The organism is Tsukamurella hominis (genome assembly GCF_965137015.1).
Taxonomy (GTDB): domain Bacteria; phylum Actinomycetota; class Actinomycetes; order Mycobacteriales; family Mycobacteriaceae; genus Tsukamurella; species Tsukamurella hominis.
In genome coordinates this window covers 99,249-125,018 of sequence record NZ_CBCRZG010000007.1, presented here as the reverse complement: position 1 = coordinate 125,018, position 25,770 = coordinate 99,249, and the positions used below count along the sequence as shown (strand labels likewise).

Genomic DNA, 25,770 nt, shown 5'->3' with positions numbered 1-25,770 from the left:
TCGCTGCCGTCCATGAGGAGTCCTGTGACCACCGACGCCGTCGATCCCCTGCTCGCCGAGGAGCAGGCCCACCTCGATCGCGTGTACGCCCGGATCGACGCCATGCGCACCACCGCGAACCGGCGCCGGGCCGACAACCTGCAGGAGGTGGGCGAGAACCCGCAGGAGATCTCCGAGCGGGACTCGTACCACCAGCTCTACACCGATGACATCGCGAAGTACGATGCCGCCGAGCAGAACCTCTACTTCGGCCGCCTCGACATGACCGACGGAGACGCGGCCCCGTCGGACGCGGTGCGCCGCATCGGCCGGATCGGCGTCCTGGACGACGACGAGGACCTCAGCACGCTCCTGCTCGACTGGCGCGCGCCGCTCGCCCGCCCGTTCTACCTGGCGACGCCCGCGCAGCCGGAGGGCGTCGCGGTGCGCCGGCACGTCCGCACCCGCGGCCGCGACCTCACGGGCGTGGTCGCCGAGCGCCTCACTCTGACCGGAGAGGGGGCCGACGGTGCCGCCGCTGGGCAGAGCCTGGGCTCCAACGTCGCCGGGGAGTCCGCGCTGGTGGATGCTCTGAACCGGGCCCGCACCGGGCACATGGCCGACATCGTGGAGACGATCCAGCGCGAGCAGGACGCGATCATCCGTTCCGAGCACCGCGGCGTCCTCGTGGTGCAGGGCGGGCCGGGCACCGGCAAGACGGCCGTCGCCCTGCACCGCGCCGCCTACCTGCTGTACACGTACCGGCAGAACCTCTCCCGCACCGGCGTACTCATCGTCGGCCCCAACGAGACCTTCCTCAACTACATCAGCCAGGTGCTCCCCAGCCTCGGCGAGACGGGCGTGCTGCTCAGCACCATCGGCGATCTGTTCCCCGGCGTCGTCGCCACGCTGGAGGACACCGCGGCGGCCGCGCGGCTCAAGGGCTCGACCGCCATGGTCGAGGTCATGAAGCAGGCGGTCCGGGGCTGGCAGACGGTGCCCGATGAGCCGATCGTGCTCAAATTCGATGGGTACCCGCTGACGCTCGACAAGAAGCTCGCCACCCGGGCCCGGGGACGCGCCCGCTCATCGCGGCGGCCGCACAACACCGCCCGCGCGATCTTCCGGCAGTCCGCGCTCGACGCGCTGGCCGCGCAGCACGCGGCGACGATTGGCTCGTCGGTGGTGGACAACACGATGCTGCTCTCCCGCACCGACATCTCCGACATCCGGGACGAGCTCGCGCAGGATCGCGAGGTGCTGGGCGCTCTCGATCAGCTGTGGCCGGCGCTGACGCCACAGCGCGTGCTGACGGAACTTCTGCGCGACGAAGACCGTCTCGCCGAGGCAGCACCCGATCTCACGGACGCCGAGCGCGCCGAGCTCCACCGGGCCGCGACGACGGGCGCCGACGGCAAGCCCGCCTTCTCCCCCGCCGACGCCCCGCTGCTCGACGAGATCGCCGAGTTCCTGGGCGACGACGACGCCGATGTCGACGAGGCCGAGCGCCAGTGGCGGCAGCGGCTCGAGGAGGCGCAGGAGGCCCTCGACATCCTGACCGGCTCGGCGCCACAGGATCTGGACGACGAGTTCGACGCCGAGATCCTCATGGCCTACGACCTGATCGACGCGGAGCAGCTCGCGCAGCGGCAGACCGTCCGCGAGTTCAACTCCACCGCCGACCGCGCGCGCGACGACCGCACGTGGACCTTCGGTCACGTCATCGTCGATGAGGCGCAGGAGCTTTCGGCGATGGCGTGGCGAATGCTGATGCGACGCAGCCCGAACCGGTGGATGACCCTGGTCGGCGACACCGCGCAGACCGGTGACGCCGCGGGGATGACGAGCTGGGGCGAGGCGCTCGACCCGTACGTCCCGGGCCGGTTCACGGTGTCCGAACTGACGGTGAACTACCGAACGCCCAAGGAGATCATGGATCTCGCGGCGGACGTGCTGGCGCAGATCGATCCGACGCTCTCGCCGCCGGCGTCCGTGCGGGCGGGGGCCGAGCCGCCGCGCCTGATCCTGTCGGACGGAACGCGGCCGATGGCCGAGGCCGTGCGCGACGTTCTGCCGCGCGACGACGAGCGCCTGACGGCGGTGCTGGCACCGTCGTCCCTGGTGGCCCCGTTGCGGCGGCTGACGTCCCCGACGGTTCGGGTGATGAGCGTCCGCGATTCCAAGGGGTTGGAGTTCGACCACGTGATCGTGGTGGAGCCGGGCCTGATCGTGGGCGAGCCCGCCGAGGTCGAGTTCGATCGGGGGCTCCGCGACCTGTACGTGGCCCTGACGCGAGCGACCCAGACGTTGACCGTGGTCACGTCCGGGTCGCTGCCGCGCGCACTGCGCGCTCTGGAGGCGTGAAGCCGCTACGTGGTGTGGACGATCAGGATGTCCACGGAGGTCTTGCGGGCGGCATCCGAGGGCACCGAGCCCAGGAGGCGACCGGTCAGGGAGTTCATGCCCTTGTTGCCCACGACCAGCAGGGCCGGCTCGGGCAGCGACTTGACCAGGTCCAGCAGCGCATCGACCGGCTGTCCCTTGATGGCTCGCTTCTCGACGTTCTTCGCGCCGGCCGCGACCGCGCGGCCCTCTGCGGTGCGGAGCATGTCGTTGACGGGGTTCGCACCCTGCAGCTGGTACGCGTCGGCGCCCAGGATGTCGGAGGCCGCCGGATCAGCGCCCTCGCTCGGCAGGAAGGCGCACGCGATCACCAGCTTGCCGTCGCCGGACAGCGCAGCGGCGCGCTCCACGGCGCGCAGCGACGACTCCGAGCCGTCGGTGCCGACGACGATCGTGCTGTAGCCACTCATCGAGTCTCCTCTTTCTCTACGTTTCTCCAGCGGAGGTCTGCCATGGGCACGCCCTAGCATTACTTCTCCGACACAATAGCCTCATCGTCCCCGGGAACAGGCCGTTTGCGGCGGGGAACACACCGGAGCAACCGATGTCACCCGATTCGCAGGCCTTCGCAGGTCATTGCAAACCGGCGGCGTCCATGCCGCGGAGCTCCTTCTTCAGGTCCGCGATCTCGTCGCGGATCCGGCCCGCGAGCTCGAACTGCAGCTCCCGTGCCGCATTCATCATCTGATCCGTGAGTTCGGAGATCAGGTCCGCGAGTTCTGCCCGCGGCATCGACTTCACGTCCTCGCCCTCGTACATGCCCGCGCTCACCGCCGACGCCGACCGCAGCTCCCCCTGGGCCCGGCGGCCGCGCGAGGCGTTGCGGCCGGAGCCGCCGATGGCCTGCTCCGTGTCGTCGGCCTCCGTGTAGACCTGATCCAGGATGTCGGCGATCTTCTTGCGCAGCGGCTTCGGATCGACGCCCATCTCCGTGTTGTAGGCGATCTGCTTCTCGCGGCGACGCTCGGTCTCCTCGATCGCGACCCGCATCGACTCGGTCACCTTGTCGGCGTACATGTGCACTTCGCCCGAGACGTTGCGCGCCGCGCGGCCGATCGTCTGGATCAGCGAGGTCGTGGACCGGAGGAAGCCCTCCTTGTCGGCGTCGAGGATCGCCACCAGCGAGACCTCCGGCAGGTCGAGGCCCTCGCGGAGCAGGTTGATGCCGACCAGCACGTCGTACTCGCCGAGCCGCAACTGGCGCAGCAGCTCCACCCGGCGCAGGGTGTCGATGTCACTGTGCAGGTAGCGGACCCGGATGCCCGCCTCGAGCAGGTAGTCGGTGAGATCCTCCGCCATCTTCTTGGTGAGCGTGGTGACAAGCACCCGCTCGTCGCGCTCGGTGCGGTCGCGGATCTCATGGATCAGATCGTCGATCTGCCCCTTGGTCGGCTTGATCACCACCTGCGGGTCCACGAGGCCTGTCGGCCGGATGACCTGCTCCACGAACTCGCCGCCGGTCTGCCCCAGTTCGTACTGGCCGGGGGTGGCCGAGAGGTACACGGTCTGCCCGATGCGCTCGGTGAACTCCTCCCACGTCAAAGGCCGGTTGTCGACGGCGGACGGGAGCCGGAAACCGAAGTCCACCAGGTTGCGCTTGCGCGAGGCGTCCCCCTCGAACATGGCACCGATCTGCGGGACGGTCACGTGCGACTCGTCGATCACTAGGAGGAAGTCCTCCGGGAAGTAGTCGATGAGCGTCGCCGGCGCGGAGCCCGCCTCGCGGCCGTCGATGTGGCGGCTGTAGTTCTCGATGCCGGAGCAGAACCCGACCTGCCGCATCATCTCCACGTCGTACTGCGTCCGCATCCGCAGCCGCTGCGCCTCGAGCAGCTTCCCCTGCCGCTCGAACTCCGCCAGCCGCTCCTCCAGCTCGGCCTCGATGCCCTCGATGGCGCGGGCCATCCGCTCCGGCCCCGCCACGTAGTGCGTGGCCGGGAAGATGCGGAGATCCTCGACCTGCCGCACGATGTCGCCGGTGAGCGGGTGCAGGTAGTACAGAGCCTCGATCTCGTCGCCGAAGAACTCGATGCGGATCGCGAGCTCCTCGTACGAGGGGATGATCTCCACCGTGTCACCGCGCACCCGGAAGGAACCGCGGGTGAACGCCGTGTCGTTCCGGTTGTACTGCACGTCGACCAGCAGCCGCAGCAGCGCGTCCCGGTCGACCTCCATGCCCACCTCGAGCTGCACCGAGCGGTCGAGGTAGCTCTGAGGCGTGCCGAGGCCGTAGATGCACGAGACCGACGCGACCACCACGACGTCCCGGCGGGACAGCAGCGACGAGGTGGCCGAGTGCCGCAGCCGCTCCACGTCGTCGTTGATGGACGAGTCCTTCTCGATGTACGTATCGGACTGGGCGATGTACGCCTCGGGCTGGTAGTAGTCGTAGTACGAGACGAAGTACTCGACGGCGTTGTGCGGCAACATGGCCCGCAGCTCGTTGGCGAGCTGCGCGGCGAGCGTCTTGTTCGGCGCCATGATGAGCGTGGGGCGCTGCACCTTCTCGATCAGCCAGGCCGTGGTGGCCGACTTGCCGGTGCCGGTGGCGCCCAGCAGCACCACGTCCCTCTCGCCCGCCTTCAGCCTGCGCTCGAGGTCGGCGATGGCCGTGGGCTGGTCACCGGCCGGCTCGTACTCGCTGACCACCGTGAACTCCGCCGGGGCCCGCTCGATATCCCCGATGGGCCGGTGCTCGGAGTGCGCCACCACCGGTTGCTCTGCCGCGAATGCCATGGCACCAGCGTAGGCCGCGCCACCGACAAGTTTTCCGCGAGCGGACCGGCGAGGGGTCAGTCCTTCCGCGCGACGATCACGTCCCGCGTGATCGCCCGGTCCACGCGATGCCGCAGATCGTCGTAGCCGGGACCGTCGAGCACCGTCAGCCCGGCGGCCTCCAGCACCTCCGCGACCCGCGCCCGGGGCGCGACCCGGGTGTTCCACGCGAGCCCCATCGCACCGCCGGTGCGCAGCCGCGTGGCCCAGCCGGGGAGGGCGGCGTTCAGCAGGTCGAGCGGGTCCCGCACGAGACCGCGGGGGCCGCGGCTGCCGTGCTGCACCCCGTAGGGCAGGTCTCCGACCACCACGTCGACCGTGCCGGGCTTGATCAGCTGGGAGGTGAGCAGGGTGTCGGCGGCGTAGCAGGTGAGCGTCTGCTTCTCCCCCGCCAGGTAGTCGGCCTTCTCGGCGGCGAAGGCGGCCTCGTACTTCTTGGCGATCACCGACTTCTCGCGGCGCACCGGGGTGGTCGCGGCGGCGTGCTTGAACCGGTGGTCCTTGAGCCAGGTGGTGAAGAAGGAGCTGTAGAGCTCGAAGTCCTTGGTGTCCACGTCGATGCCCACCGCGTCGAGGCCGTACATGACGGCCTGGCTCAGCGTGGTGCCGCGGCCGCACACCGGGTCGAGCACCCGCATCGTCCGGTCGAGCACCCCGTCGGGCTTGGCGGTCGAGGCCGCGGTCACGTTGAGAACGAGCCGCGTGAACTGCTCGTTCGTCTTGCCCTGGTACTTGAGGATCGTCAGCAGGTCGGACGGGTAGCGGTCGGGCGAGGGCACGGCGACGGGCCGCAGCAGCTCGCCGTCGACCTCGAAGAGCGCGTAGAACGCGGAGGTGAGGCCGAGGAAGGCGAGGTCGCGCTCGGTCATCTCGTCGGCCTCGAAGGCGAGGTACTCGACGCCCGCGACGGTCGCGGTCTCGACGGGCCCGACCCGCCCGCCGAGCGCGGCGCGGCTGAGCACCGTCAGCTCGGCGCGCACCATGGACGCGGCGGCCTCCGCGTAGACGCGATTGGCAGCGGGGGCGGGTAGGAGCAGGTACTGGGGCACGGCTGAGATCGTACGTGGGGAGTCCGGACCGGACGCGTCACGTGGTCCCGTGGCGCAGCCACCCGGGAATCCCAACGAGGCGTCGTATCGTGGACGAATGGACGCGGACGTGACCTTCGAGCTCACCGTCGACGGGGCGGCGGCGATCGGCGCGACGACCGGCGCCTGGCTGGACCTGACGGTGCTCGATGCGGCGGAGGACGCCGTGCCCGCCCTCCTCGACGCGGCGCGCGAGCGGGCGTCGGGGCTCGACGGGATCCTCGTCCGCACCCACGACGACGCGCTCGGCGCGCTGCTGCGGCGCCACGGCTTCCGGCCCTCCGGCGCGGTAGCCGGCCGGCCCCGGGGGCACACCGAGGTCACGCTGGTGCTGCGCCTCGCCGCCGATGCCGCCGTCGACGACGGCGCCGTGCACCCGCCCAAGCGCGAGGTCTTCGACCCGCCTGCGATGACCAACACCGATCCCAAGGGCTTCGTCCGCGAGGTCGAGGAGTTCCGGGAGACGCCCTTCGGGCTGTACGTCTTCCGGGGCGCGGACCACCCGAAGTTCGACGCGGTCGAGTCGTGGCTGCTCCCCGCGTTCGACCTGCGCGCGACGATCTTCCACTTCACGCCGGGCCACGAGCGCGACCAGCGCGTGTACCTCGACGTCGCCCGGATCCACCGGGATGGGAACGTCTGGTACACCGAGGACTGGTACCTCGACCTCGTCGAGCACCCGGGTAGGCCGATCGAGCTCATCGACGTCGACGAGCTGCTCGCCGCCTCGGCGGCGGACCTGCTCAGCGCGGCGGACGCCGAGCGGGCACTGCATGCGGCCGTCCGGGCCGTCACCGGCACGGCGACGCACGGGCACAGCGTGGACGCCTGGCTGGCCGCGGAGGGCGCGCCGATCACCTGGCGCTGACCGCTACCCGTCCCGCAGGCCGGGGATCCGCGATTCCAGGCCGTCGAGCAGCACCTGCAGGCCCAGCTCGAAGCCGGCATCCGGATCGCCGGGGGCGCTGTAGTACTCGCCGACGACGGTGCCGACGCGGCCCGCGATCGGGTACTTCCCGGGCGGCATGAGCGCGGCGAGCTCCGGCCCGACGACCTCCCACCACTGCGCGTCGGTCATCGGCCGCGACGCGGCGCCGCGCGCCCCGGAACTGCGGGCGGCGCCCGCGGCGAAGCTCTCCAACAGCACGATCAGCCAGTCCCGCTCGAGGTCGCCGATCGGGAGGTCCTCGAGGAGCGCGAGCTGCGCCTCGTACTGCCCGATCCTCCCCGGCCCGAGCACGTCCCGCCACGAGGGCGCGTCGAGCAGCCACGTGTGCGCGAGGTACTCGTCGCGGCGCGCACGGACGGCCGCGACCAGGGAGGCGCGCAGCGTGGCGAGCCGCTCGGCCGGCGGCTGCGCGAGCGCGACCGCGTCGACCATGAGCGCGACCAGCACGTCGCGGGTCGGCACGTAGGTGTACACGCTCATCGGTCCGACGCCGAGGCGCGCGGCGAGCGCCCGCATGGTCACCGCCGGGAGGCCCTCCGCATCGGCGAGTTCGATCGCGGACGCGACCACCTCGTCGACCGTGAGGCGCTGCTTGGGCCCCTTGCGCCCCGGCGCCGGCTCCCCGGCCTCCGCCCGCCACAGCAACCTGACCAGCGCGCGGCCCTCGTCCTCGGGATTCATCGACATCTTTCTCCGTACTGTGTACACTGTTCGAGTACTCCGTACGACGTACTCTATTCGAATCCCGCGAAGGACGCGCCCTGAGCCTCGAAGCCACGTACCTCCCCGACCTGCACCAGTTCGCCCTCTGGTCCTCGCACGACCTCGGCGATCCCGCCCGCGCCACGGTTCTCCCGCTCGTCGTTCCGGTCGACGGTGCGCTCGCCGTGCGCGACGTCCGCTGCGACCTCGTCGACGTCACGGCACTGCCCGGCGCCGCGCGGCCGTCCGCCTCGCTCACCGCATGGTCCGATCGGACCCGGGGCGAGGAGGCGCCGCTGCCGATCGCGGCCCATGCCGAGCCGGACCCGACGGGGACCGCCGTCACCTCCGCCGCTTACGCGACCACCGCCTTCGTCGACACCGTCACGACCGCCGCGTCCCTCGACGGCGTCCTGGACGCGAAGCCGCGGCCCTACCAGGCGGCCGGCGTGGCCTGGCTGCTCCGCGCCCTGCACAACCACGGCGGCGCGCTGCTCGCCGACGAGATGGGCCTCGGCAAGACCCTGCAGGCGATCGCGGCCCTCACCCGGCTGGGGCCGGGCCCGTTCCTGGTGATCTGCCCCACGAGCCTCGCCACCAACTGGCAGCGGGAGATCGCGCGGTTCGCGCCGTCCCTGCTCGACGAGGTCACCGTCGTGGCGTACGCCCGGCTGCGGCTCTCGGCGGCGGAGCTCGCGCGGACCCGGTGGACCGCCGTCGTCTTCGACGAGGCGCACGCGCTGAAGAACCCGCGGACCCAGGTCTCCCGCGCCGCGCGCGAGCTCGACGCGGAGTTCCGCATCGCCCTCACCGGCACGCCGATCGAGAACTCGCTCGACGACCTGTGGGCGATCCTGCGGGTGGTCGCCCCGCGGATGTTCCCGGTCAAGGCGGTCTTCCGGCGCCGGTTCACCCGCGCGGTGGAGTCCGGGGACGACGGCGCCCTGCGTCGCCTGCGCGCGGCCGTCGCGCCGGTGATGCTGGCCCGCACCAAGGACCGCGCGGCCGGCGCGCTGCCGCCGAAGATCGACAACCCCGTCCTGTGCGACCTCAGCGACGAGCAGGCCCGCCGCTACGACGCGATCCTCGCCCGCGCGGCCGGCGACGGGTTCGGCAGCGGGCTCGAGCGGCACGGCCGGCTGCTCGCCGTGCTCACCGCGCTCAAGCAGGTCTGCAACCACCCGGGCCTCATCGACGGTGCCGCACCCTCCTGGGAGCCGGGCAGGTCAGGCAAGCTCGACGTGGCGATGGAGATCCTCGAGGCGAACGTCGCCGCGCACCGGCCGACCCTCGTGTTCAGCCAGTACCGGGACACGGGCGAGTTGCTCGCCGCGGCGGCCTCGTCGCTGCTCGGCCGCGCGGTCCCGTTCTTCCACGGCGGGATGCCGGTCGCCGAGCGGTCCGCGATCGCCGACGCCTTCCAGGCGGGCACCGGCCCGGAGGTCCTGGTGATGAGCCTCAAGGCCGGAGGAACCGGCCTCACCCTCACCCGCGCGAGCGAGGTGCTGCACTACGACCGCTGGTGGAACCCGGCGGTCGAGGCACAGGCCACCGATCGTGCCCACCGCATCGGGCAGAGCCGTCCGGTCACGGTGACCACCTTGACGACGGCGACCACGATCGAGGAGCACATCGACGAGATGCACCGCCGCAAGGCCCTTCTCGGCGTGCACGCCGACGACGGGTCGATCGTGACCGAACTCGCCTCGCTCGACGACGAGCGCCTGATGGACGTCCTGCGCCGGAACCGGGAGAACTGACATGGCCACCAACCCCTTCGGATTCACCACCTGGGGCGCCGACCTCGTCCGCATCGCCGAGCCGACCACCGCGAGCACCCCGAACACGCACGCCCCGCGGGCCCGGATGCTCGCCCGCAACGGCGGCGTCACGCTGCAGTTAGACGGTGGCCGGGTCAGCGCTCTCGTGCACAGCGGCGCGAGCGCGTCCGCAGCGCACCTCGAGTTCGCCGCGATGGCGCCGGCGACCGCGACGGCGCTGCGGGAGGAGTTGGGCTCCCGCACCGAGCCCGACGACGCGGTCCACGCGGCGCTGCTCGCCCGCGGGCTGCGGCCCGCGCCCATCCTCGACGCCGCCGACTGCTCCTGCAAGGCGCGCAGCACGATGTGCGTGCACGTGCTCGCCGCGGTGTACGCGCTCGCGACGCTCGTCGACCACGAGCCGGTGACCGCGCTGACGATCCAGGCGTACGGCGCCTCTGCGCCCGCGGGTGACGCTGAGGACGACCGGCCGGCGCCGCGGTGGACGCCGCTGGCCGCGCTGCACGTGCGGGACTTCTACGCGGTGCCCTGAGTCGTGACCCGCACCGCCGCCGCGCGGCCCGGGTCGGAGCTCGCGAACTCCCCCGGCCCCGTGGGCGCGAAGCCCGCCGCCGCGAGCTTCTCCGCGACCGCGTCGACGGTAACGTTGTCGGCGAGCACGACGGCGGCCTCGGCACCGTCGGCCGTGACCGAGGCGGCGTCGGCGCCGAGGGTGACCCACAGGCGCCCGACGAGCCGCTCGTCGTAGGCAGGGTCGTCCACCCGCGGGGCGTGGGCGGCCGGACGGTGCGCGGCGACGTTCGCGGCGTACGGGGCGATGCGGTCCGCCCACAGCGCCCGGACGGCGGCGCGCGTCGCGTCCTCCGTGCCCGTGTTCTCGAGCCAGACGTCGGCGACGGCGCGACGCTGCTCGTCGGTGGCTTGGGCGGCGATGCGGGCGCGGGCGTCGTCCTCGGCCATGCCCCGCGAGCCGACGAGCCGGCGGACCCGCTCCTCGGCATCGACCCAGACGATGATCACGAGATGGAACATCGGCGCCACCTTGTTCTCCACGAGGAGCGGGATGTCCTGCACGATCACGGCGTCGGGGCCGGCCGCCTCGATCAGCTCCGCGGACCGCGCGCCGACGAGCGGGTGCGTGATCGCGTTGAGCTTCGCGCGGGACTCGTCGTCCGAGAAGGCGATCGCAGCGAGGGCCGGCCGGTTCAGGCTGCCGTCCTCGGCGAGGATGCCCTCGCCGAAGGCCTCGGCGAGGGCCGCGAGCCCGGGCGTCCCGGGTTCGACGACCTCGCGGGCGATCTTGTCGCCGTCCACGATCACCGCGCCGAGGGCGGCGAGTTCCTTCGCCACCGTCGACTTGCCCGCGCCGATGCCGCCCGTCAGTCCGATCCGCAACATGCCCTCAGACTAGTGAGTGGTGCCGACCCCGGTGACGCCCGACACCTCGTCGGGCGTGTGCTCGAGGGTGCCGCGGCGCAGCTCCTTGCCTGTGGGGACGTCGATCGCGACGATCGACGTGGCCGACGGGTCGGTGACGTAGGCGGTCGATCCCAGGGTGAAGACCGCGGGGCGCGGCTCCTGCCAGTTCGCGTCCTCGCTCCACGGCGCCACGGCCTTGACCTCGCGGACGACGGCGCCGGTGTTGGGGTCGAGGACGCGGAGCACGCCGTCGGTGCCGAGCACGAGGGCCTCGCCGAACTGCCCCCGCGCCAGCGAGCGGAAACTGTAGGAGGCGGGCAGGTCGACGAGCTTGACAGCGCCGGTGCGGGTGTCGATGAGGCTGACCCGGGTGGGCCGCTCGGGCTTCGCCGCCTTGTCGACCTTGTAGTCGCCCAGCACCACGGCATGGGCCTCGGTCGCGGCGACGTTGCCGGTGCGCGCGTAGCCGGGCGTCGGCGCCGCGGTCTTCACGATCTCGTTGCCGCGCACCACGAGAACGCCGTCCTCACAGCCGAAGAGCACGACGCCGCCCTCGGCGGCCCCCTCGCCGTGCACGCCCGGGCACTGCTCGTTGCGGGCGATCTCCTTCCGGTCCTTGTCGAGGATCGCGACGCCGGTGCGGCTCTTCTCGTCGCCGAGGGTGATGAGCATCGAGCCGTCCGCCCGCTCGACGGCGACGCCGTGGTGCGGCTTCGCGGCGGTGTAGGTCGCGCGGGGCGCGTCGGGGTCGCCCACCTTGTCCGAGGCGATCGACGTGACGGCGCCGGTGCCGTCGGAGAAGAACACGGTGCGGCCGTCGTGGCGGACCACGTGGCCGGGCTCGGGGGCCTGGATCGTGATGTCGGTGCGACGCGGCGCGGCGGTGTAGAAGTGCTGGTGGTCGCCGTGGGGCACGGACCAGGCGCCGAGGTCCAGCAGGCGGAAGCCGTCGCCCTCGGAGAGCACGGTGTGGCGGCCGTCGCCGGCGGGGTTCACCCGGAGGTAGCCCTCGCCGGGGAAGTCCGCGACGCGCTCGAACGTGGTGGCGTCGAGTACCTGCACCCCGCCCTCGTAGGTGATGGCGAGGCGCGGCGCCGCGCGACGCTGTTCGGTCGCGCCATCGGGCGCGGCGGCGTCCGATCCGGAGGCCTTCGCCGACGACGGTGCCGGATCCGGCTGGGCGGAGCCGCATCCGGCGGCCAGCAGGGCGGCGGCGAGGAGGGGCGCGGCGAGGTGCAGGTGCTTGGGCATGAGGACAGGTGTAATCGTTGATGAAAATCATTGTCAAAGATCACCATGGCGATACGTGCATGGGCGACGCCGCGGTCTGGGAGGATCGCCACCGTGCCCCTCGTCGCCGGAATCGATTCGTCCACCCAGTCCTGCAAGGTCGTGGTGTGCGACGCGGATTCGGGCGAGGTCGTCCGTTCCGGCTCCGCTCCGCACCCGCCCGGCACCGAGGTCGCACCGGCGGCCTGGTTCGAGGCCTTCGAGGCGGCGGCCCGCGCCGCGGGCGGTCTCGACGACGTCGCCGCCGCCTCGGTCGGGGCTCAGCAGCACGGCATGGTGTGCCTGGACCACGACGGTGCCGTGGTGCGGGACGCCCTGCTGTGGAACGACACCCGATCGGCCGCCGCGGCGGAGCAGCTGATCGCGGACCTCGGCGGACCGGACCGGTGGGCCGACGCGGTGGGCGTGGTCCCGGTCGCCGCCGTCACCGCCGCGAAGCTGCGCTGGCTCGCCGACGCGGAACCCGCCCACGCGGACGCGACGGCCGCGGTCTGCCTCCCGCACGACTGGCTCACGTGGCGGCTCGGCGGGGGCGGGCTCGCCGCCCTCGCGACGGACCGCTCGGACGCCTCCGGCACCGGCTACTTCAGCGCGGCGACGGGCGAGTACCGCACGGACCTCCTCGAACTCGCGCTGCGCGGGCGGCGGCCCACGCTCCCCCGAGTGCTCGGGCCCGCGGAGTCGACACCGGTCACCGTCGGCGACGGCCCGCTCCGCCGGGGCACACGGCTCGGCGCCGGGGCGGGCGACAACGCAGGGGCCGCGCTCGGACTCGACGCCCGGCCCGGGGACTGCATCGTCTCCCTCGGGACGTCGGGCGTGGTCAGCGCCGTGACGGCGACGGCGCCGCGCGACCCGTCGGGGATCGTCGCCGGGTTCGCCGACGCGACCGGGCACCAGCTACCGCTGGTCTGCACCCTCAACGGCGCCCCGGTCCTGGCGGCGACCGCGCGGATGCTGGGCGCGGACCTCGGAGAATTCGCGCGACTCGCGCTGGCCGCGCCGCCCGGTGCGGAGGGCCTGGTCCTGGTCCCGTTCTTCGCCGGGGAGCGCTCCCCCAACCTGCCGAACGCCACCGGATCGCTGCAGGGCGTGACCGGCACCAACCTCACCCGCGAGAACATCGCGCGCGCCGCCGTCGAGGGCCTGCTCTGCTCCCTGCAGTTCTGCCTCGACGCGATCGCCGAGCAGGGCACGGCGGTCGAGCGGATCCTCGTCGTCGGCGGCGGCGGCCGGTCGGGCGCGGTGCGCGACATCGCGCCCGCGATCTTCGGTCGCGCCGTGGACTTCCCCGCCGACGGCGAGTACGTCGCCCGCGGGGCCGCCCGGCAGGCCGCGTGGGCGCTCCGGGGCGACGGCCCGGCGCCGACGTGGCAGCGCCCGGTCGCCGAATCGCGCACGGCCGCGGCCACGCCGGAGGTCTACGCGCGCTACCGCGAGGCGGCCGCGCTGGTGCTCGACCGCCCCTGAACCGCGGACGGCCTACCGCGCGAGGAGGCCCCGCAGCAGGGCGCGTGCGCCGGTCGCACGCAGCGCAGTCAGGGCCGCGAGGTAGGGCTCGGTGAACCCCGGACGGTCGGCGAGATCGCCGAAGAGGTCCGGCGCCGTGACGAAGGCGAGCGGCTCCGTCCTGGACCGGACGGCCCGCTCCGTCAGGGCGTCCGCAGCGCGGTCGCCCTGCACGATCGGCGCTCCGGCGTCGTCGACTCCCTCGCAGCCGCGGGTCCAGGCGGCGACGACCGCGGCCGCGAGGGGCGCCGAGGCACCGGCGTCGAGGCGCGAGACGATCACGGGCACGAGCCATTTCGGGATCCGGTCGGAGGCGTCCTGGCACAGGCGCGCGACGGTGTCGGCGATCGCGGGGTTGGAGAACCGCTCGAGCAGGGTCTCGATGTAGTCGTCGAGGTCGATGCCGGGGACGGGGCGCAGTGTGGGCCGCCCCTCCTCCTGCATGTACCGACGGAGCAGCTCCCGCACGTCCGGGTCGGCGGCGGCGTCGTGGACGTACTCGTAGCCCAGCAGGCGGGCGAAGTGCCCGAGGGCCTGGTGCCCCGCGTTGAGCAGGCGCAGCTTCATGAGCTCGTAGGGCGCGACGTCGTCGACCACCTGCACGCCGGCGTCCTCGAACCGCGGGCGGCCCGCGCCGAAGGCGTCCTCGAGCACCCACTGGGTGTAGGGCTCGGCGACCACGGGCCACCGGTCGTCGACGCCCGCCCGCGCCGCGACCTCGGCGCGCAGCCCGCCGGGGGTCGCGGGCGTGATCCGGTCCACCATCGAATTGGGGAAGCGCACGTGCTCGGCGATCCAGTCCGCGAGGTCCGGATCGGCCAGGCGGGCGAAGGCGGTGAAGGTGCGCTGCGCGACGTGCCCGTTGCCCTCGATGTTGTCGCAGGACATGACCGTGAAGGCCGGGACGCCGCGGTCGCGTCGCCGCCGCAGGGCCTCCACGACGTACCCGAAGACGGTGCGGGGCGACACGCCCGGCTCCAGGTCGTGCCTGACATCCGGGTTCTCGGCGTCGAATTCGCCGGTGGTCGCGGAGAAGTTGTAGCCGCCCTCGGTGATGGTGAGGGAGACGATGCGCGTCTCCGGCGCTGCGAGCCGCTCGAGTACCGCCTCGGGACCGTCGGGGGCGTACAGGTAGTCGACGATCGACCCGACGACCGAGGTCTCGACCGCACCGTCGGGATGCTTGAGGGTGAGCGTGTAGAGCCCGCCCTGGGGAACGAGGGCGTCGCGCATCGCGGCGTCGGCGGGCCGGAGCCCGACGCCGCAGATGCCCCAGCCCGCCGCGCCGGGGGCGGCCGCGAGCAGCCGGTCGACGTAGACCGCCTGATGGGCCCGGTGGAAGCCACCGACGCCGAAATGCACGATGCCGGTCCGCACCGCGGCGCGGTCGTAGGCCGGCACGGTCGCGCCCGCGATCGCTGGCAGGGCGGACGGATTCAGGTCGATCGGTGCGGTCATCACAGCTCCTCGGTGTGCGGTTCGGTGCCGGCGCGGCCGGGATGGACGACGGCCTTGATGCTGCCGGGCTCCCGGTCGGCGTTGAGGGCGTCCTCGGCGCGGTCGAGTGAGAAGCGCCCGGTGACCATGCCGTCGAGGTCGACGCGCCCTTCGGCCACCAGCGCGATGGCCGTCGGCCAGGTGTTCGCGTAGCGGAAGACGCCGGTGAGAACCAGCTCCCGGGCCTGGATCAGCGAGACGGGCAGCTCGAGATCGTCGGCTCCCATGCCCACCAGCACGATCCGGCCGCCGGGGCGGACGACGGGGATACCCGCGCGGATCGCAGCGGGCGCGCCGGACGCGTCGACGAACGCGTCGAAGCCGTCGCCCGCCGCGGATCCGTCCACGCCGGGGTCGACGGACCGCGTCGCGCCGAAGCGCTCCGCTGCCGCGCGGCGCACCGGATCGGGGTCCGTCACCACGATCCGGGTGAGGCCCGACGCGCGCGCGACCTGCGCGCAGAGGAGGCCGATCGGACCCGCGCCGGCGATGAGGACCGATCCTCCGAGGCCGACCGCCGCCTTGCGCAGCGCGGCGATCCCCACGGAAAGCGGCTCGAACAGCGCCGCCGCCTCGTCAGACACCGCGTCCGGGACGGCGTGCGCGAACGCCGACCCGATGGTCACGTACTCGGCGAGGGCGCCGTCGACCGGCGGAGTGGCGTAGAACTTCATGGCCGGGCAGAGGTTGTACTCGCCGCGGAGGGACTCCGGACTGAGCGGATCGGGACGCTGCGGCTCGATGGAGACGCGCTCGCCGATCCGCTCCACGGGCACGCCCGCGCCGACCGCCACGATCCGCCCTGACGCCTCGTGCCCGAGCACGATCGGGGCGGTCACCACGAACTCGCCGATGCGGCCGTGGCGCAGGTAGTGGGTGTCGGAGCCGCACACGCCGACGGCCGCGACCTCGACCAGCACGTCGCCGGGGTCGGGCGTCGGGACGGGCCTCGACTCGAGGGTCATCCGGCCCCCGGGATGCAGCACGCTGGCGCGCATTTCCTTCGAAACTGTTGCCTGGGTCACATCACCGATGTTAGCGTAGTGAGCAGAATCACCGCTAGTGAGCATTTGCTCACGCTATCGACGGAGCATCGCGTGACATCACCGCAGCGCACCCCCGGGGAACCCGGCCACGATCTGCGCCTGCTGGTGCGCGCGGCCACCATGTACCACCTCGAGGGCCTCACCCAAGCGCAGATCGCGGAGCGGCTGGGGGTCTCCCGCCCCACGGCCGGCCGCCTCGTCGCCCGGGCCCGGGCGCAGGGACTGGTCACCGTCACCGTCGCCGCCCCCGCGCACCTCGCGGATTCCATCCACCCCGATCTCGAGCGCGACCTGGAGGCCGCTTTCGGGCTCACCGAGGCGCTGATCATCGCGGAGGACGCCGACGGGACCCCCTCGGGCGACGCCGCCCTGGGCCGGGCCGGCGCCTCCCTGCTCGCCCGCCGGCTGCAGCCGACGGACACCTTCGGCTTCACCTGGGGCCCCGAGCAGGTGGCGGTGGCGGACGCGCTCGGCGGCGCCGCGGCCTGCGCCCGCGTGGTGCAGATGGACGGCTCGATGACCTCCGTCGAGTACCACACGGGCGTCGACCACGCCCTCGCCCGTTTCTCCGAACGCCTCGGCGCGCGGCCGGTCCGGCTCGTGGCACCGCTGTTCGCCGACCCCGACACGGTGCGGGCGCTCGAACGCGATTCCATCGTCTCCCAGGCGCTCGCGGCCGCCCGTTCCGCCGAGGTGATGCTCTTCGGCGTCGGTTCCGTCTCCACCTCCACCACCCTCTTCGAGGGCGCGTACATCGACACCGAGGTCCTGGGCGAGCTGCACACGCTCGGGGCCGTCGGCGAGATCGGAGGGCGCTTCTACGGGCTCGACGGTGCGCCCGTCGCGTCCTCGCTCGTCGACCGCACCGTCTCGGTACCGCTGGAGGACATCCGGCGCTGCCCCACAGCGATTCTCACCTCCGGCGGCGAGCACCGCCGGGAATCGATCCTGGGCGCCCTGCGCGGCGGCTTCGCGACCACCCTGGTCACGGACCGTCCCACCGCGCAGTGGCTGCTCGCAGAACAGAAGGGATGACCGTGATCCGCAGATCCGCACGACGCCGCGCCGCGGCCGCCGGTGGCCTCGCCGCCGCGACGGCACTGCTCGCCGGCTGCTCCGGCGCGGGTGTCTTCACCGACGGGGGCGGCTCCGCCGTCACCGTTGCCATGGTGTCGAACTCGCAGATGACGGACGCGGTGGGCCTGGCCCCCGAGTTCGAACGCGCCAACCCCGGCGTGAAGCTCAAGTTCGTCACGCTCTCGGAGAACGAGGCGCGGGCCAAGATCACCGCCTCCGTCTCCACCGGCGGGGGCGAGTTCGACGTGGTGATGATCAGTAACTACGAGACCCGGATGTGGGCCCAGAACGGCTGGCTCACGGACCTCTCCTCGCTGATGGACCGCGACCCGTCGTACGACCCGGGCGATTTCATCCCGACGCTGCGCGACGCGCTCTCGTACCAGGGCCGGATGTACTCAGTGCCGTTCTACGGCGAGTCCTCGTTCCTCATGTACAACAAGGAGATGTTCGCGAAGGCGGGCATCACGCTGCCCGCCGAGCCGACGTGGCCCGAGGTCGCCGACGCAGCCCGCAAGCTGCACTCGCGCGACGTGGCGGGGATCTGCCTGCGCGGCAAGCCCGGCTGGGGCGAGGTGCTCGCGCCCCTGAACACCGTGATCAACGCCTTCGGCGGCCGCTGGTTCGACGAGCAGTGGAACCCGCAGTTCGACTCGCCGCAGATGCGCGACGCGGTGCGGTTCTACGTCGACACCGTGCGGAACTACGGCGAGGCCGGCGCCGCGTCCACCGGCTTCCAGGAGTGCGGAAACCTGTTGGCGCAGGGGCAGGCCGCGATGTGGTACGACTCCACGGCCGCCGTCTCCTCACTGGAGAGCCCCGAGACCTCGAAGATCGCCGGCCAGGTCGGCTACCTCCCCGCGCCGAAGATGGCCAAGTCCGGCAACGGCTGGCTCTACACCTGGTCGCTCGGCATCCCGGCGAAGAGCACGCGCGCCGGCGACGCATGGAAGTTCGTCTCCTGGATGACGAGCAAGCAGTACATCGCCGGGGTCGCCGACAAGCTCGGGCCGAGCCGCGTCCCGCCGGGCAGCCGGCTGTCGACCTACGAGCTGCCCGCCTACAAGGAGCTCTCGTCGACCTTCGCGAAGCAGACGCTCGACTCCATGCTCGCCGCCGACCAGTCCCGCCCGACGCTGGAGCCCGTGCCCTACACCGGGATCCAGTTCCTCGCGATTCCCGAGTTCCAGGACCTGGGCACCCGCGTGAGCCAGCAGATCAGCGCCGCGATCGCCGGCCAGATCTCCGTCGACGACGCGCTCGCCCAGTCGCAGAAGTACGCGGAGGTCGTCGGGAAGAGCTACCGCGACAGCCAGGACCGGACGGGAGCAGCACGATGACCACGACCGAGGTACGTCCCGCAGCGCCGTTGCGCTCCAAGCGCGACCGCATCACCCGCGCCGAGGCGTGGCGCCGCCGCGGGCCGCTGCTGCCCGCGCTGATCTTCATGGTGATCGTCACCCAGATCCCATTCCTGGTGACGCTGTACTACTCCACCCAGTCGTGGAACCTGGTGCGCCCGGGATCGCGGAAGTTCAACTGGCTGGGGAACTACGTCGAGGTGTTCCGCGACACCCAGTTCTGGACGGTCACGCTCAACACCGTGCTGCTCATCGTCGGCACCGTCGTGCTGTCGGTGATCCTCGGCCTGATCCTGGCCCTGCTGCTGGACCGGAAGTTCCTGGGGCGCGGCGTGGTCCGCACCCTGCTCATCACGCCGTTCCTCGTCACCCCCGTCGCCGCCGCGCTGCTGTGGAAGACGAGCCTGCTCTCCCCCACCAACGGACTGCTCGCGTGGGTACTCGGCCCGCTCGGCATCCACGTCGACTGGCTCAGCGAGTACCCGCTCGCCTCCGTCGTCGCCGAGCTCGTGTGGCAGTGGACCCCGTTCATGATGCTGCTCATCCTGGCGGGCCTGCAGTCCATGCCGCGCGACGTGCAGGAGGCGGCGCGGGTCGACGGCGCCACCAGCGTGCGCCTGTTCCGCGAGCTGACGCTGCCGCACCTGCGCCGCTTCATCGAGCTGGGCGCGGTGCTGGGCGCGATCTACCTGGTCAACACCTTCGACGCGGTCTACATGATGACCTCGGGCGGCCCTGGCGTCGCCAGCTCCAACCTGCCCTTCTACATCTACCAGCGTGCCTTCCTCGGCTTCGACATCGGCCAGGCCGCGGCCATGGGCGTCGTCACCGTGATCGGCACGATCGTCGTCTCGACGCTCGCGATCCGCCTGATCTTCAAGAGCTTCGGCGCCGGAGAGGAAGCAGCCTGATGTCCACCACCATCGTTCCCCGTCGCCGGCGGGACCCCAAGGGCGGCGCGCTGACCGCGATCACCTGGATCATCGCCATCGGCTTCTTCTTCCCCGTGCTGTGGATGGTGCTCACCGCGTTCAAGCAGGAGAGCGACGCGGCGACCCGGCCGCCCACGGTGTTCTTCGTGCCGACCCTGGATCAGTTCAAGGCCGTCTTCGACTCCGGCATCGGGGTCCCGCTGCTCAACTCGGTCTTCGCGACGGTCATCTCGACGACCCTCGTGCTGGTGCTCGGCGTGCCCGCGGCCTTCGCCCTCTCGCTGCGACCGGTCCGCAAGACGCAGGACGCGCTGTTCTTCTTCATCAGCACCAAGATGCTGCCGATCGTGGCGGCGATCATCCCGCTGTACGTCATCGTCGGGCGGATCGGGATGCTCGACAACATCTGGACGCTGGTCATCCTCTACACGGCGATGAACCTGCCGATCGCCGTGTGGATGATGCGGTCCTTCTTCCTCGAGGTGCCGAGCGAGCTGCTCGAGGCCGCCGGGATGGACGGTGCCGGACTGTGGACCTCGGTGCGCGAGGTGATCCTCCCGATCATCTCGCCCGGCATCGCGGCCACCGCCCTGATCTGCGTGATCTTCTCGTGGAACGAGTTCTTCTTCGCGGTGAACCTCACCGCGGTCAACGCCCAGACCATGCCGGTGGCCCTCACCGGATTCATGTCCGGGCAGGGCCTGTTCTGGGCCAAGCTCTCCGCCGCCTCCGTGCTGGCCGCCCTCCCCGTGGTCATCTGCGGGTGGATCGCCCAGAACAAGCTGGTCCGCGGCCTGTCCTTCGGCGCCATCAAGTAGCCGCCCACCACTTCTCGCCCCTCGGATCCCCAGGAGGAACCATGGCTTCCATCACGTACGACAAGGCCTGCTGCGTCTACCCCGGCGCCGAGACCCTCGCCGTCGACTCCCTCGACCTCGACATCGCCGACGGCGAGTTCGTGGTCCTGGTCGGGCCGTCCGGCTCCGGCAAGTCGACCGCGCTGCGCATGCTCGCCGGCCTGGAGGAGATCGACTCCGGCGCGATCTCCATCGGCGGCCGCAGCATGGTGGGCGTCGCGCCCAAGGACCGCGACATCGCGATGGTCTTCCAGAATTACGCCCTGTACCCGAACAAGACGGTCGGCGAGAACATGGGCTTCGCGCTGAAGATGCGCGGCGTCCCGCTCGACGAGCGCAAGCAGAAGGTCGCCGAAGCCGCGAAGCTGCTTGACCTCACCGACTATCTCGACCGCAAGCCGGCGCGCCTGTCCGGTGGTCAGCGCCAGCGTGTCGCGATGGGCCGGGCGATCGTGCGTGAGCCGCAGGTCTTCTGCATGGACGAGCCGCTGTCGAACCTCGACGCCAAGCTCCGGGTGCAGACCCGCACGCAGATCGCCGCGCTCCAGCGACGGCTGGGCACGACCACCGTCTACGTCACGCACGACCAGGTCGAGGCGATGACGATGGGCGACCGCGTCGCCGTGCTCAAGTTCGGGGTGCTCCAGCAGTTCGCGACCCCCGCAGAGCTGTACGACCGCCCCAAGAACGCCTTCGTCGCCGGCTTCATCGGCTCGCCGGCGATGAATCTCTTCACCGCGCCCGTCCGGGACGGGGCGATCGCCGTGGCGGGCGGCACCGTCGACCTGGATGCCGAGGCGCGGGCCGCGCTGCGCGCCTCCGGCTTGGACCGCGTGACCGTCGGCATCCGCCCCGAGAGTCTCGGTCTCGCGGGACCGGACGCGGGGGTGGCCGGAACCGTCGCGATCATGGAGGACCTCGGGAGCGACACGTTCGTCTACGCGAGTGTCGAGGATCCCGGTGTGGCCGGTGTCGACGGCGCGCCCGTCACGCTGGTGGCGCGGTGCCCGCGGCGCACCGCGGCCCGGATCGGCGACGGCGTGCGGCTCGCCCAGGTGGAGCCCGCGGTGCACCTGTTCCATCCGGACACCGGCGACCGCCTCAACTAGGAGCCCGGAAACGGGGAACGCCCCGCATCCTGTGCAGGATGCGGGGCGTTCTCGTCGATGCGGTGAAGCGGATCAGGCGTTGCCCGACAGCTTCTCGCGGAGAGCAGCGAGCTGCGCATCGCTGGCCAGCGAACCGCCGGTGCTCTGCGGGGCCTCGTTGCCACCACGGTCGTTCGAGGACGACTCGCTCGAGTAGTTCGCGCCACCCGCGGCCGGACCACCGGCAGCGGCCTCGGCGGCCTCGTCGGCCGCGAACTTCTCCATCTGCGCGGTGTGCATCTTGTGGCGGCGCTCCGCCTCGGCGTAGCGACCCTCCCACTCCTCGCGCTGCTTCTCGAAGCCCTCGAGCCACTCGTTGGTCTCGGGATCGAAGCCCTCGGGGAAGATGTACTCGCCGTTCTCGTCGTAGCTGTCGGCCATGCCGTACTTCGACGGGTCGAACTCCTCGGTGTAGTCCTCGTTGGCCTGCTTGAGGCTCAGCGAGATGCGACGACGCTCGAGGTCGATGTCGATGACGCGCACCATGGCGTCGTCGCCGACCGAGACGACCTGGTCCGGGACCTCGACGTGGCGCTCGGCCAGCTCCGAGATGTGGACGAGGCCCTCGATGCCCTCCTCGACGCGGACGAACGCGCCGAACGGGACGAGCTTGGTGACCTTGCCGGGCACGATCTGGCCGATGGCGTGGGTCCGGGCGAACTGACGCCACGGATCCTCCTGGGTCGCCTTGAGCGACAGCGAGACGCGCTCGCGGTCCAGGTCGACGTCGAGGACCTCGACGGTGACCTCGTCGCCCACGGTGACCACCTCGGACGGGTGATCGATGTGCTTCCAGGACAGCTCCGAGACGTGCACGAGGCCGTCGACGCCGCCCAGGTCCACGAAGGCACCGAAGTTGACGATGGAGGACACGACGCCCTTGCGGACCTGGCCCTTCTGCAGCTGGTGCAGGAACTCGCTGCGGACCTCGGACTGGGTCTGCTCGAGCCACGCACGGCGCGACAGGACCACGTTGTTGCGGTTCTTGTCGAGCTCGATGATCTTCGCCTCGATCTCCTTGCCGATGTACGGCTGGAGGTCGCGCACGCGACGCATCTCGACCAGCGAGGCCGGGAGGAAGCCGCGGAGGCCGATGTCCAGGATGAGACCACCCTTGACCACCTCGATGACGGTGCCCTTGACGGCCTCGTCCTTCTCCTTGAGCTCCTCGATCGTGCCCCAGGCGCGCTCGTACTGCGCACGCTTCTTGGACAGGATCAGGCGGCCTTCCTTGTCCTCCTTGGTGAGGACGAGAGCCTCGACGGCATCGCCGACGTTGACGACCTCGGACGGGTCGACGTCGTGCTTGATGCTCAGCTCGCGGGAGGGGATGACACCCTCGGTCTTGTAACCGATGTCGAGCAGGACCTCGTCACGGTCGACCTTGACGATGGTGCCCTCGACGATGTCGCCATCGTTGAAGTACTTGATCGTGGCGTCGATCGCGGCGAGGAAATCCTCCGCGGTGCCGATGTCGTTGACGGCGACCTGCGGGGATGTAACGGTGGTGGTGGGCATTGGGTAAGTTGCTCCGGACAGGGTGCTAGTAGTTTGGGTCGAGATCGCGCACGCATGGGCACACGCGTGGTCCAGGCTACTCCACCGCGTGCAACCTGGGCAAACCGCCCTCTCCGCACCCGCCGTCGAGAGGTTCACTCCCGTGTCCCACCGCCCCAAACCGGACATGCGCCGCGACAGCGCGGGCTCCGAGGCCGCGAACCGGTCCTGGTGGGACTCGGACGCCGAGGCCTACCACGCGGAGCACGCCGCCTTCCTCGGCGTGGACACCGCGGACGGCGAGTTCGTGTGGTGCCCGGAGGGCCTGCGCGAATCGGATGCTGTACTCCTCGGCGCCGTCGGGCCGGGAACGGTCGCGGTGGAGATCGGCTGCGGCAGCGCCCCCTGCGCCCGCTGGCTCGCCGCACGCGGCGCGACCGTGGTCGGGATCGACATCTCGGCCGGCATGCTCCGCCGCGGGCTCCCCCACGTGCGCGACGGCAATCCCCTCCTGGCACAGGCCGGGGCCGAGAACCTCCCCATCGCCGACGGTGCCGCCGACGTGGTCTGTTCGGCCTTCGGGGCGATCCCGTTCGTCGCGGACTCGGCGCGGGTGATGGCGGAAGCGCACCGCGTCCTGCGCCCCGGCGGCCGGTTCGCCTTCTCGGTCAACCACCCGATGCGCTGGATGTTCCTCGACGACCCGGGGCCGGACGGCCTCGTCGCGACCCTGTCCTACTTCGACCGGTCGCCGTACGTGGAGACCGACGACGCAGGCGTCCCGACCTACGTCGAACACCACCGGACCATGGGCGACCGGATCCGCGAGATCACCGGTGCGGGCCTGCGGCTGGTGGACGTGATCGAACCCGAGTGGCCCGAGGGGTTCACCCAGGAGTGGGGCCAGTGGAGTCCACTGCGCGGCGCGATCTTCCCCGGAACGGCGATCTTCGTCTGCGAAAAGCCGCATTAGCCGGGTCCGTGCCGCTGTGTCCGGTCTCCAGCGGATTCACAGGCGATCGTGGCCTCACGTTCATGGGGAGCGGGTCCACTCGTGTGCGGGCGGTCCGACTGGCGACCGCACAGCACAAGGAGACCTGTTTCATGAACCGATTCACCCGCACTCGGCTGGCAGCGACGACCGCGGCGGTCGCCGCGCTGTCCGGCGCTGCACTCCTCGCTCCGGCCGCCGCGAACGCGGCGCCCGTAGCGCCGACGACGCCCGTCCCCGGCACCCAGTGCAATGTCGGCCAGGTCGAGCGCGCCACCGCGAAGGTCGCGCCGGAGTTCTGGCAGCACATCAGCTCCAACGCCAAGGCGAAGGACCGGTTCGAGCAGATGCTCGTGAAGACCCCCGAGCAGCGCAAGGCGGCGCGGGACGCGGCGAAGAAGGCCCACGACGCCCGTCGGGCGGAATGGCAGAAGACGCACCCCGGCCAGACGAAGCCGACGCACCCGACGATGCGCGACGGCAAGACGAAGCCCACGAAGACGCAGGTCGAGCAGAAGATCGCGACGATCAAGGCGACCTGCACCACCAGCTAGTACAGGGGTTTCGATCGGACGGCACCGGGTTGTTCTTGCCCGGCGCCGTCCTTTCGTCGTTCATTCCGAACCGGTAGTCTCGCGGGGCAGTCGTCACCGCCCCGAACAGGAGACAGTCATGAACCGCATCCGCATCGCCGCCGCGGTCGCAGCCCTCGCCGGAGCCCTCGCCGTCGTCCCCGCCGTCGCGTCGGCGGCGCCGACCGACAAGGTGCCCGGCACCAAGTGCACCGTCGCGCAGGTCGAGCGCGCCACCCAGGTCATCGCCCCCGAGGCGATCGCGGTCATGGACGCCACCCCGGGCGGCCGCGACCAGGCGACCGAGCTCCTCACCGCGAAGCCCGAGGATCGCCAGGCGATCATCGCCCGGCTGACCAAGGACAACCCGGCCGCAGCCTCCTACTACAAGGCCAACCGCGCCGACATCGACGCGAAGATCGCCAAGGTCATCGCGACCTGCGACAAGTACTGATCCCGCCCCCTCGAACGCCGCCACCGAAAGGCACCCTCGCATGACGTTCCGCCGCACCGCCGCCACCGCCGCCGTCCTGGGCGCGATCGCTCTGGCCGGCGCGCCCCTCGCTGCCGCCGCTCCGACGCCGAAGCCCGCGCCCAAGCCGAACGCCGCCGCGGCGCGCGCGGTGCCCGGCACCTCGTGCACGGTCGGCCAGCTGCGGGCCGCGATCGACCGCTCGTCCCCCGGCCTGGCCAAGCGCCTCGAGGAGGCCGCCGGCGGACCGCAGGAGTTCGCGGACATCGCCGCGTCGGACGGGCTGACCCGCCAGCTCCGCGTCGCCGCTCTGGCCTTCCGCGGCACCGGCTCGGCCATGAGCCTGGCCGGCGAGCAGGCGAACGTCCAGCGCGCAGTCGCCGATGCCTACCGCACCTGCGGTTCCGCGAAGGCCAAGTAGCCCC

Annotated in this window: 23 protein-coding genes; 14 read left to right on the top strand and 9 right to left on the bottom strand. The window is 71.6% G+C overall.

Features of this window, described 5'->3' with window-relative positions:
- Window positions 1-12: 12 nt before the first annotated feature.
- Complete coding sequence (locus tag ACM9LD_RS11775; protein ID WP_415676835.1) at window positions 13-2,343, top strand: HelD family protein; 2,331 nt, start codon at window positions 13-15, stop codon at window positions 2,341-2,343.
- Window positions 2,344-2,348: 5 nt separating this feature from the next.
- On the opposite strand, the gene ACM9LD_RS11770 is transcribed toward ACM9LD_RS11775, so the two are convergent.
- The 3 genes from ACM9LD_RS11770 to ACM9LD_RS11760 all read right to left on the bottom strand — a co-directional run bounded on the left by ACM9LD_RS11770 (window position 2,349) and on the right by ACM9LD_RS11760 (window position 6,206).
- Window positions 2,349-2,792: a universal stress protein gene (locus tag ACM9LD_RS11770; protein ID WP_415676834.1), complete on the bottom strand. Its 444-nt coding sequence runs from the start codon at window positions 2,790-2,792 to the stop codon at window positions 2,349-2,351.
- A gap of 163 nt (window positions 2,793-2,955) precedes the next feature.
- Window positions 2,956-5,118, bottom strand: a complete 2,163-nt coding sequence (gene uvrB / locus ACM9LD_RS11765) for an excinuclease ABC subunit UvrB (RefSeq protein WP_415676833.1) — start codon at window positions 5,116-5,118, stop codon at window positions 2,956-2,958.
- A gap of 56 nt (window positions 5,119-5,174) precedes the next feature.
- The gene (locus ACM9LD_RS11760) at window positions 5,175-6,206 is read right to left on the bottom strand and encodes a TRM11 family SAM-dependent methyltransferase (RefSeq protein WP_415676832.1); all 1,032 of its coding nucleotides are present in this window, start codon (window positions 6,204-6,206) and stop codon (window positions 5,175-5,177) included.
- Between the two features lie 448 nt (window positions 6,207-6,654).
- Between ACM9LD_RS11760 and ACM9LD_RS11755 the strand changes: the two genes are divergently transcribed.
- Window positions 6,655-7,113, top strand: a complete 459-nt coding sequence (locus ACM9LD_RS11755; protein WP_415676901.1) for a ribonuclease FAU-1 family protein — start codon at window positions 6,655-6,657, stop codon at window positions 7,111-7,113.
- Between the two features lie 3 nt (window positions 7,114-7,116).
- On the opposite strand, the gene ACM9LD_RS11750 is transcribed toward ACM9LD_RS11755, so the two are convergent.
- Window positions 7,117-7,875 (bottom strand): TetR/AcrR family transcriptional regulator, encoded by a 759-nt coding sequence (locus ACM9LD_RS11750; RefSeq protein ID WP_415676900.1) that lies wholly within the window; start codon window positions 7,873-7,875, stop codon window positions 7,117-7,119.
- A 206-nt stretch (window positions 7,876-8,081) separates the two neighbouring features.
- On the opposite strand from ACM9LD_RS11750, the gene ACM9LD_RS11745 reads away from it, so the two are divergent.
- Together ACM9LD_RS11745 and ACM9LD_RS11740 are read left to right on the top strand one after the other, a co-directional pair.
- The gene (locus ACM9LD_RS11745) at window positions 8,082-9,656 is read left to right on the top strand and encodes a DEAD/DEAH box helicase (RefSeq protein ID WP_415676831.1); all 1,575 of its coding nucleotides are present in this window, start codon (window positions 8,082-8,084) and stop codon (window positions 9,654-9,656) included.
- A gap of 1 nt (window position 9,657) precedes the next feature.
- Window positions 9,658-10,209 carry an SWIM zinc finger family protein gene (locus tag ACM9LD_RS11740; RefSeq protein ID WP_415676830.1) on the top strand — a complete coding sequence of 184 codons (552 nt, stop codon included), beginning with the start codon at window positions 9,658-9,660 and terminating at the stop codon, window positions 10,207-10,209.
- Here ACM9LD_RS11740 and coaE read toward each other — a convergent pair.
- Together coaE and aztD are read right to left on the bottom strand one after the other, a co-directional pair.
- A complete protein-coding gene (coaE, locus tag ACM9LD_RS11735; protein ID WP_415676829.1) occupies window positions 10,194-11,075 on the bottom strand; it encodes a dephospho-CoA kinase in 882 nt (293 codons plus the stop codon). The two genes, ACM9LD_RS11740 and coaE, sit on opposite strands and share 16 nt — an antisense overlap.
- 9 nt (window positions 11,076-11,084) lie before the next feature.
- Window positions 11,085-12,347, bottom strand: coding sequence for a zinc metallochaperone AztD (aztD, locus tag ACM9LD_RS11730; RefSeq protein WP_415676828.1), 1,263 nt, complete (start codon window positions 12,345-12,347; stop codon window positions 11,085-11,087).
- 93 nt (window positions 12,348-12,440) lie between these two features.
- On the opposite strand from aztD, the gene ACM9LD_RS11725 reads away from it, so the two are divergent.
- Window positions 12,441-13,856, top strand: a complete 1,416-nt coding sequence (locus ACM9LD_RS11725) for an FGGY family carbohydrate kinase (RefSeq protein ID WP_415676827.1) — start codon at window positions 12,441-12,443, stop codon at window positions 13,854-13,856.
- 12 nt (window positions 13,857-13,868) lie between these two features.
- On the opposite strand, the gene ACM9LD_RS11720 is transcribed toward ACM9LD_RS11725, so the two are convergent.
- Together ACM9LD_RS11720 and ACM9LD_RS11715 are read right to left on the bottom strand one after the other, a co-directional pair.
- Window positions 13,869-15,353, bottom strand: coding sequence for a mannitol dehydrogenase family protein (locus tag ACM9LD_RS11720; RefSeq protein ID WP_415676826.1), 1,485 nt, complete (start codon window positions 15,351-15,353; stop codon window positions 13,869-13,871).
- Entirely contained in the window at window positions 15,353-16,390 is a 1,038-nt protein-coding gene (locus tag ACM9LD_RS11715; protein ID WP_415676825.1) for an NAD(P)-dependent alcohol dehydrogenase, read from the bottom strand. Before ACM9LD_RS11715 ends, ACM9LD_RS11720 begins: the two co-directional genes overlap by 1 nt.
- Window positions 16,391-16,489: 99 nt before the next feature.
- Here ACM9LD_RS11715 and ACM9LD_RS11710 point away from each other — a divergent pair, with 99 nt between their 5' ends.
- Genes ACM9LD_RS11710 through ACM9LD_RS11690 form a run of 5 tightly spaced genes read left to right on the top strand, consistent with a single transcriptional unit; the run spans window position 16,490 to window position 21,774 of the window.
- Window positions 16,490-17,473 (top strand): sugar-binding transcriptional regulator, encoded by a 984-nt coding sequence (locus tag ACM9LD_RS11710; RefSeq protein WP_415676824.1) that lies wholly within the window; start codon window positions 16,490-16,492, stop codon window positions 17,471-17,473.
- Window positions 17,470-18,855, top strand: a complete 1,386-nt coding sequence (locus tag ACM9LD_RS11705; RefSeq protein ID WP_415676823.1) for an ABC transporter substrate-binding protein — start codon at window positions 17,470-17,472, stop codon at window positions 18,853-18,855. The genes ACM9LD_RS11710 and ACM9LD_RS11705 overlap by 4 nt, the downstream gene beginning before the upstream one ends.
- Entirely contained in the window at window positions 18,852-19,787 is a 936-nt protein-coding gene (locus ACM9LD_RS11700; RefSeq protein WP_415676822.1) for a carbohydrate ABC transporter permease, read from the top strand. Before ACM9LD_RS11705 ends, ACM9LD_RS11700 begins: the two co-directional genes overlap by 4 nt.
- Complete coding sequence (locus ACM9LD_RS11695; RefSeq protein WP_415676821.1) at window positions 19,787-20,626, top strand: carbohydrate ABC transporter permease; 840 nt, start codon at window positions 19,787-19,789, stop codon at window positions 20,624-20,626. Before ACM9LD_RS11700 ends, ACM9LD_RS11695 begins: the two co-directional genes overlap by 1 nt.
- A gap of 41 nt (window positions 20,627-20,667) precedes the next feature.
- Complete coding sequence (locus ACM9LD_RS11690; protein ID WP_415676820.1) at window positions 20,668-21,774, top strand: ABC transporter ATP-binding protein; 1,107 nt, start codon at window positions 20,668-20,670, stop codon at window positions 21,772-21,774.
- Between the two features lie 72 nt (window positions 21,775-21,846).
- Here the strand turns inward: ACM9LD_RS11690 and rpsA are convergent, their stop codons facing one another.
- On the bottom strand, window positions 21,847-23,331 hold the full coding sequence (gene rpsA, locus ACM9LD_RS11685; protein ID WP_068568982.1) for a 30S ribosomal protein S1: 1,485 nt from the start codon (window positions 23,329-23,331) through the stop codon (window positions 21,847-21,849).
- A gap of 166 nt (window positions 23,332-23,497) precedes the next feature.
- Between rpsA and ACM9LD_RS11680 the strand changes: the two genes are divergently transcribed.
- The 4 genes from ACM9LD_RS11680 (at window position 23,498) to ACM9LD_RS11665 (ending at window position 25,766) form a co-directional block, all read left to right on the top strand.
- Window positions 23,498-24,283, top strand: coding sequence for a class I SAM-dependent methyltransferase (locus ACM9LD_RS11680; protein ID WP_415676899.1), 786 nt, complete (start codon window positions 23,498-23,500; stop codon window positions 24,281-24,283).
- A 131-nt stretch (window positions 24,284-24,414) separates the two neighbouring features.
- Window positions 24,415-24,855: a hypothetical protein gene (locus tag ACM9LD_RS11675; protein ID WP_415676819.1), complete on the top strand. Its 441-nt coding sequence runs from the start codon at window positions 24,415-24,417 to the stop codon at window positions 24,853-24,855.
- Between the two features lie 118 nt (window positions 24,856-24,973).
- A complete protein-coding gene (locus ACM9LD_RS11670) occupies window positions 24,974-25,327 on the top strand; it encodes a hemophore-related protein (RefSeq protein ID WP_415676818.1) in 354 nt (117 codons plus the stop codon).
- A gap of 40 nt (window positions 25,328-25,367) precedes the next feature.
- Window positions 25,368-25,766, top strand: coding sequence for a hemophore-related protein (locus ACM9LD_RS11665; RefSeq protein WP_415676817.1), 399 nt, complete (start codon window positions 25,368-25,370; stop codon window positions 25,764-25,766).
- The last annotated feature ends 4 nt before the right edge of the window (window positions 25,767-25,770 follow it).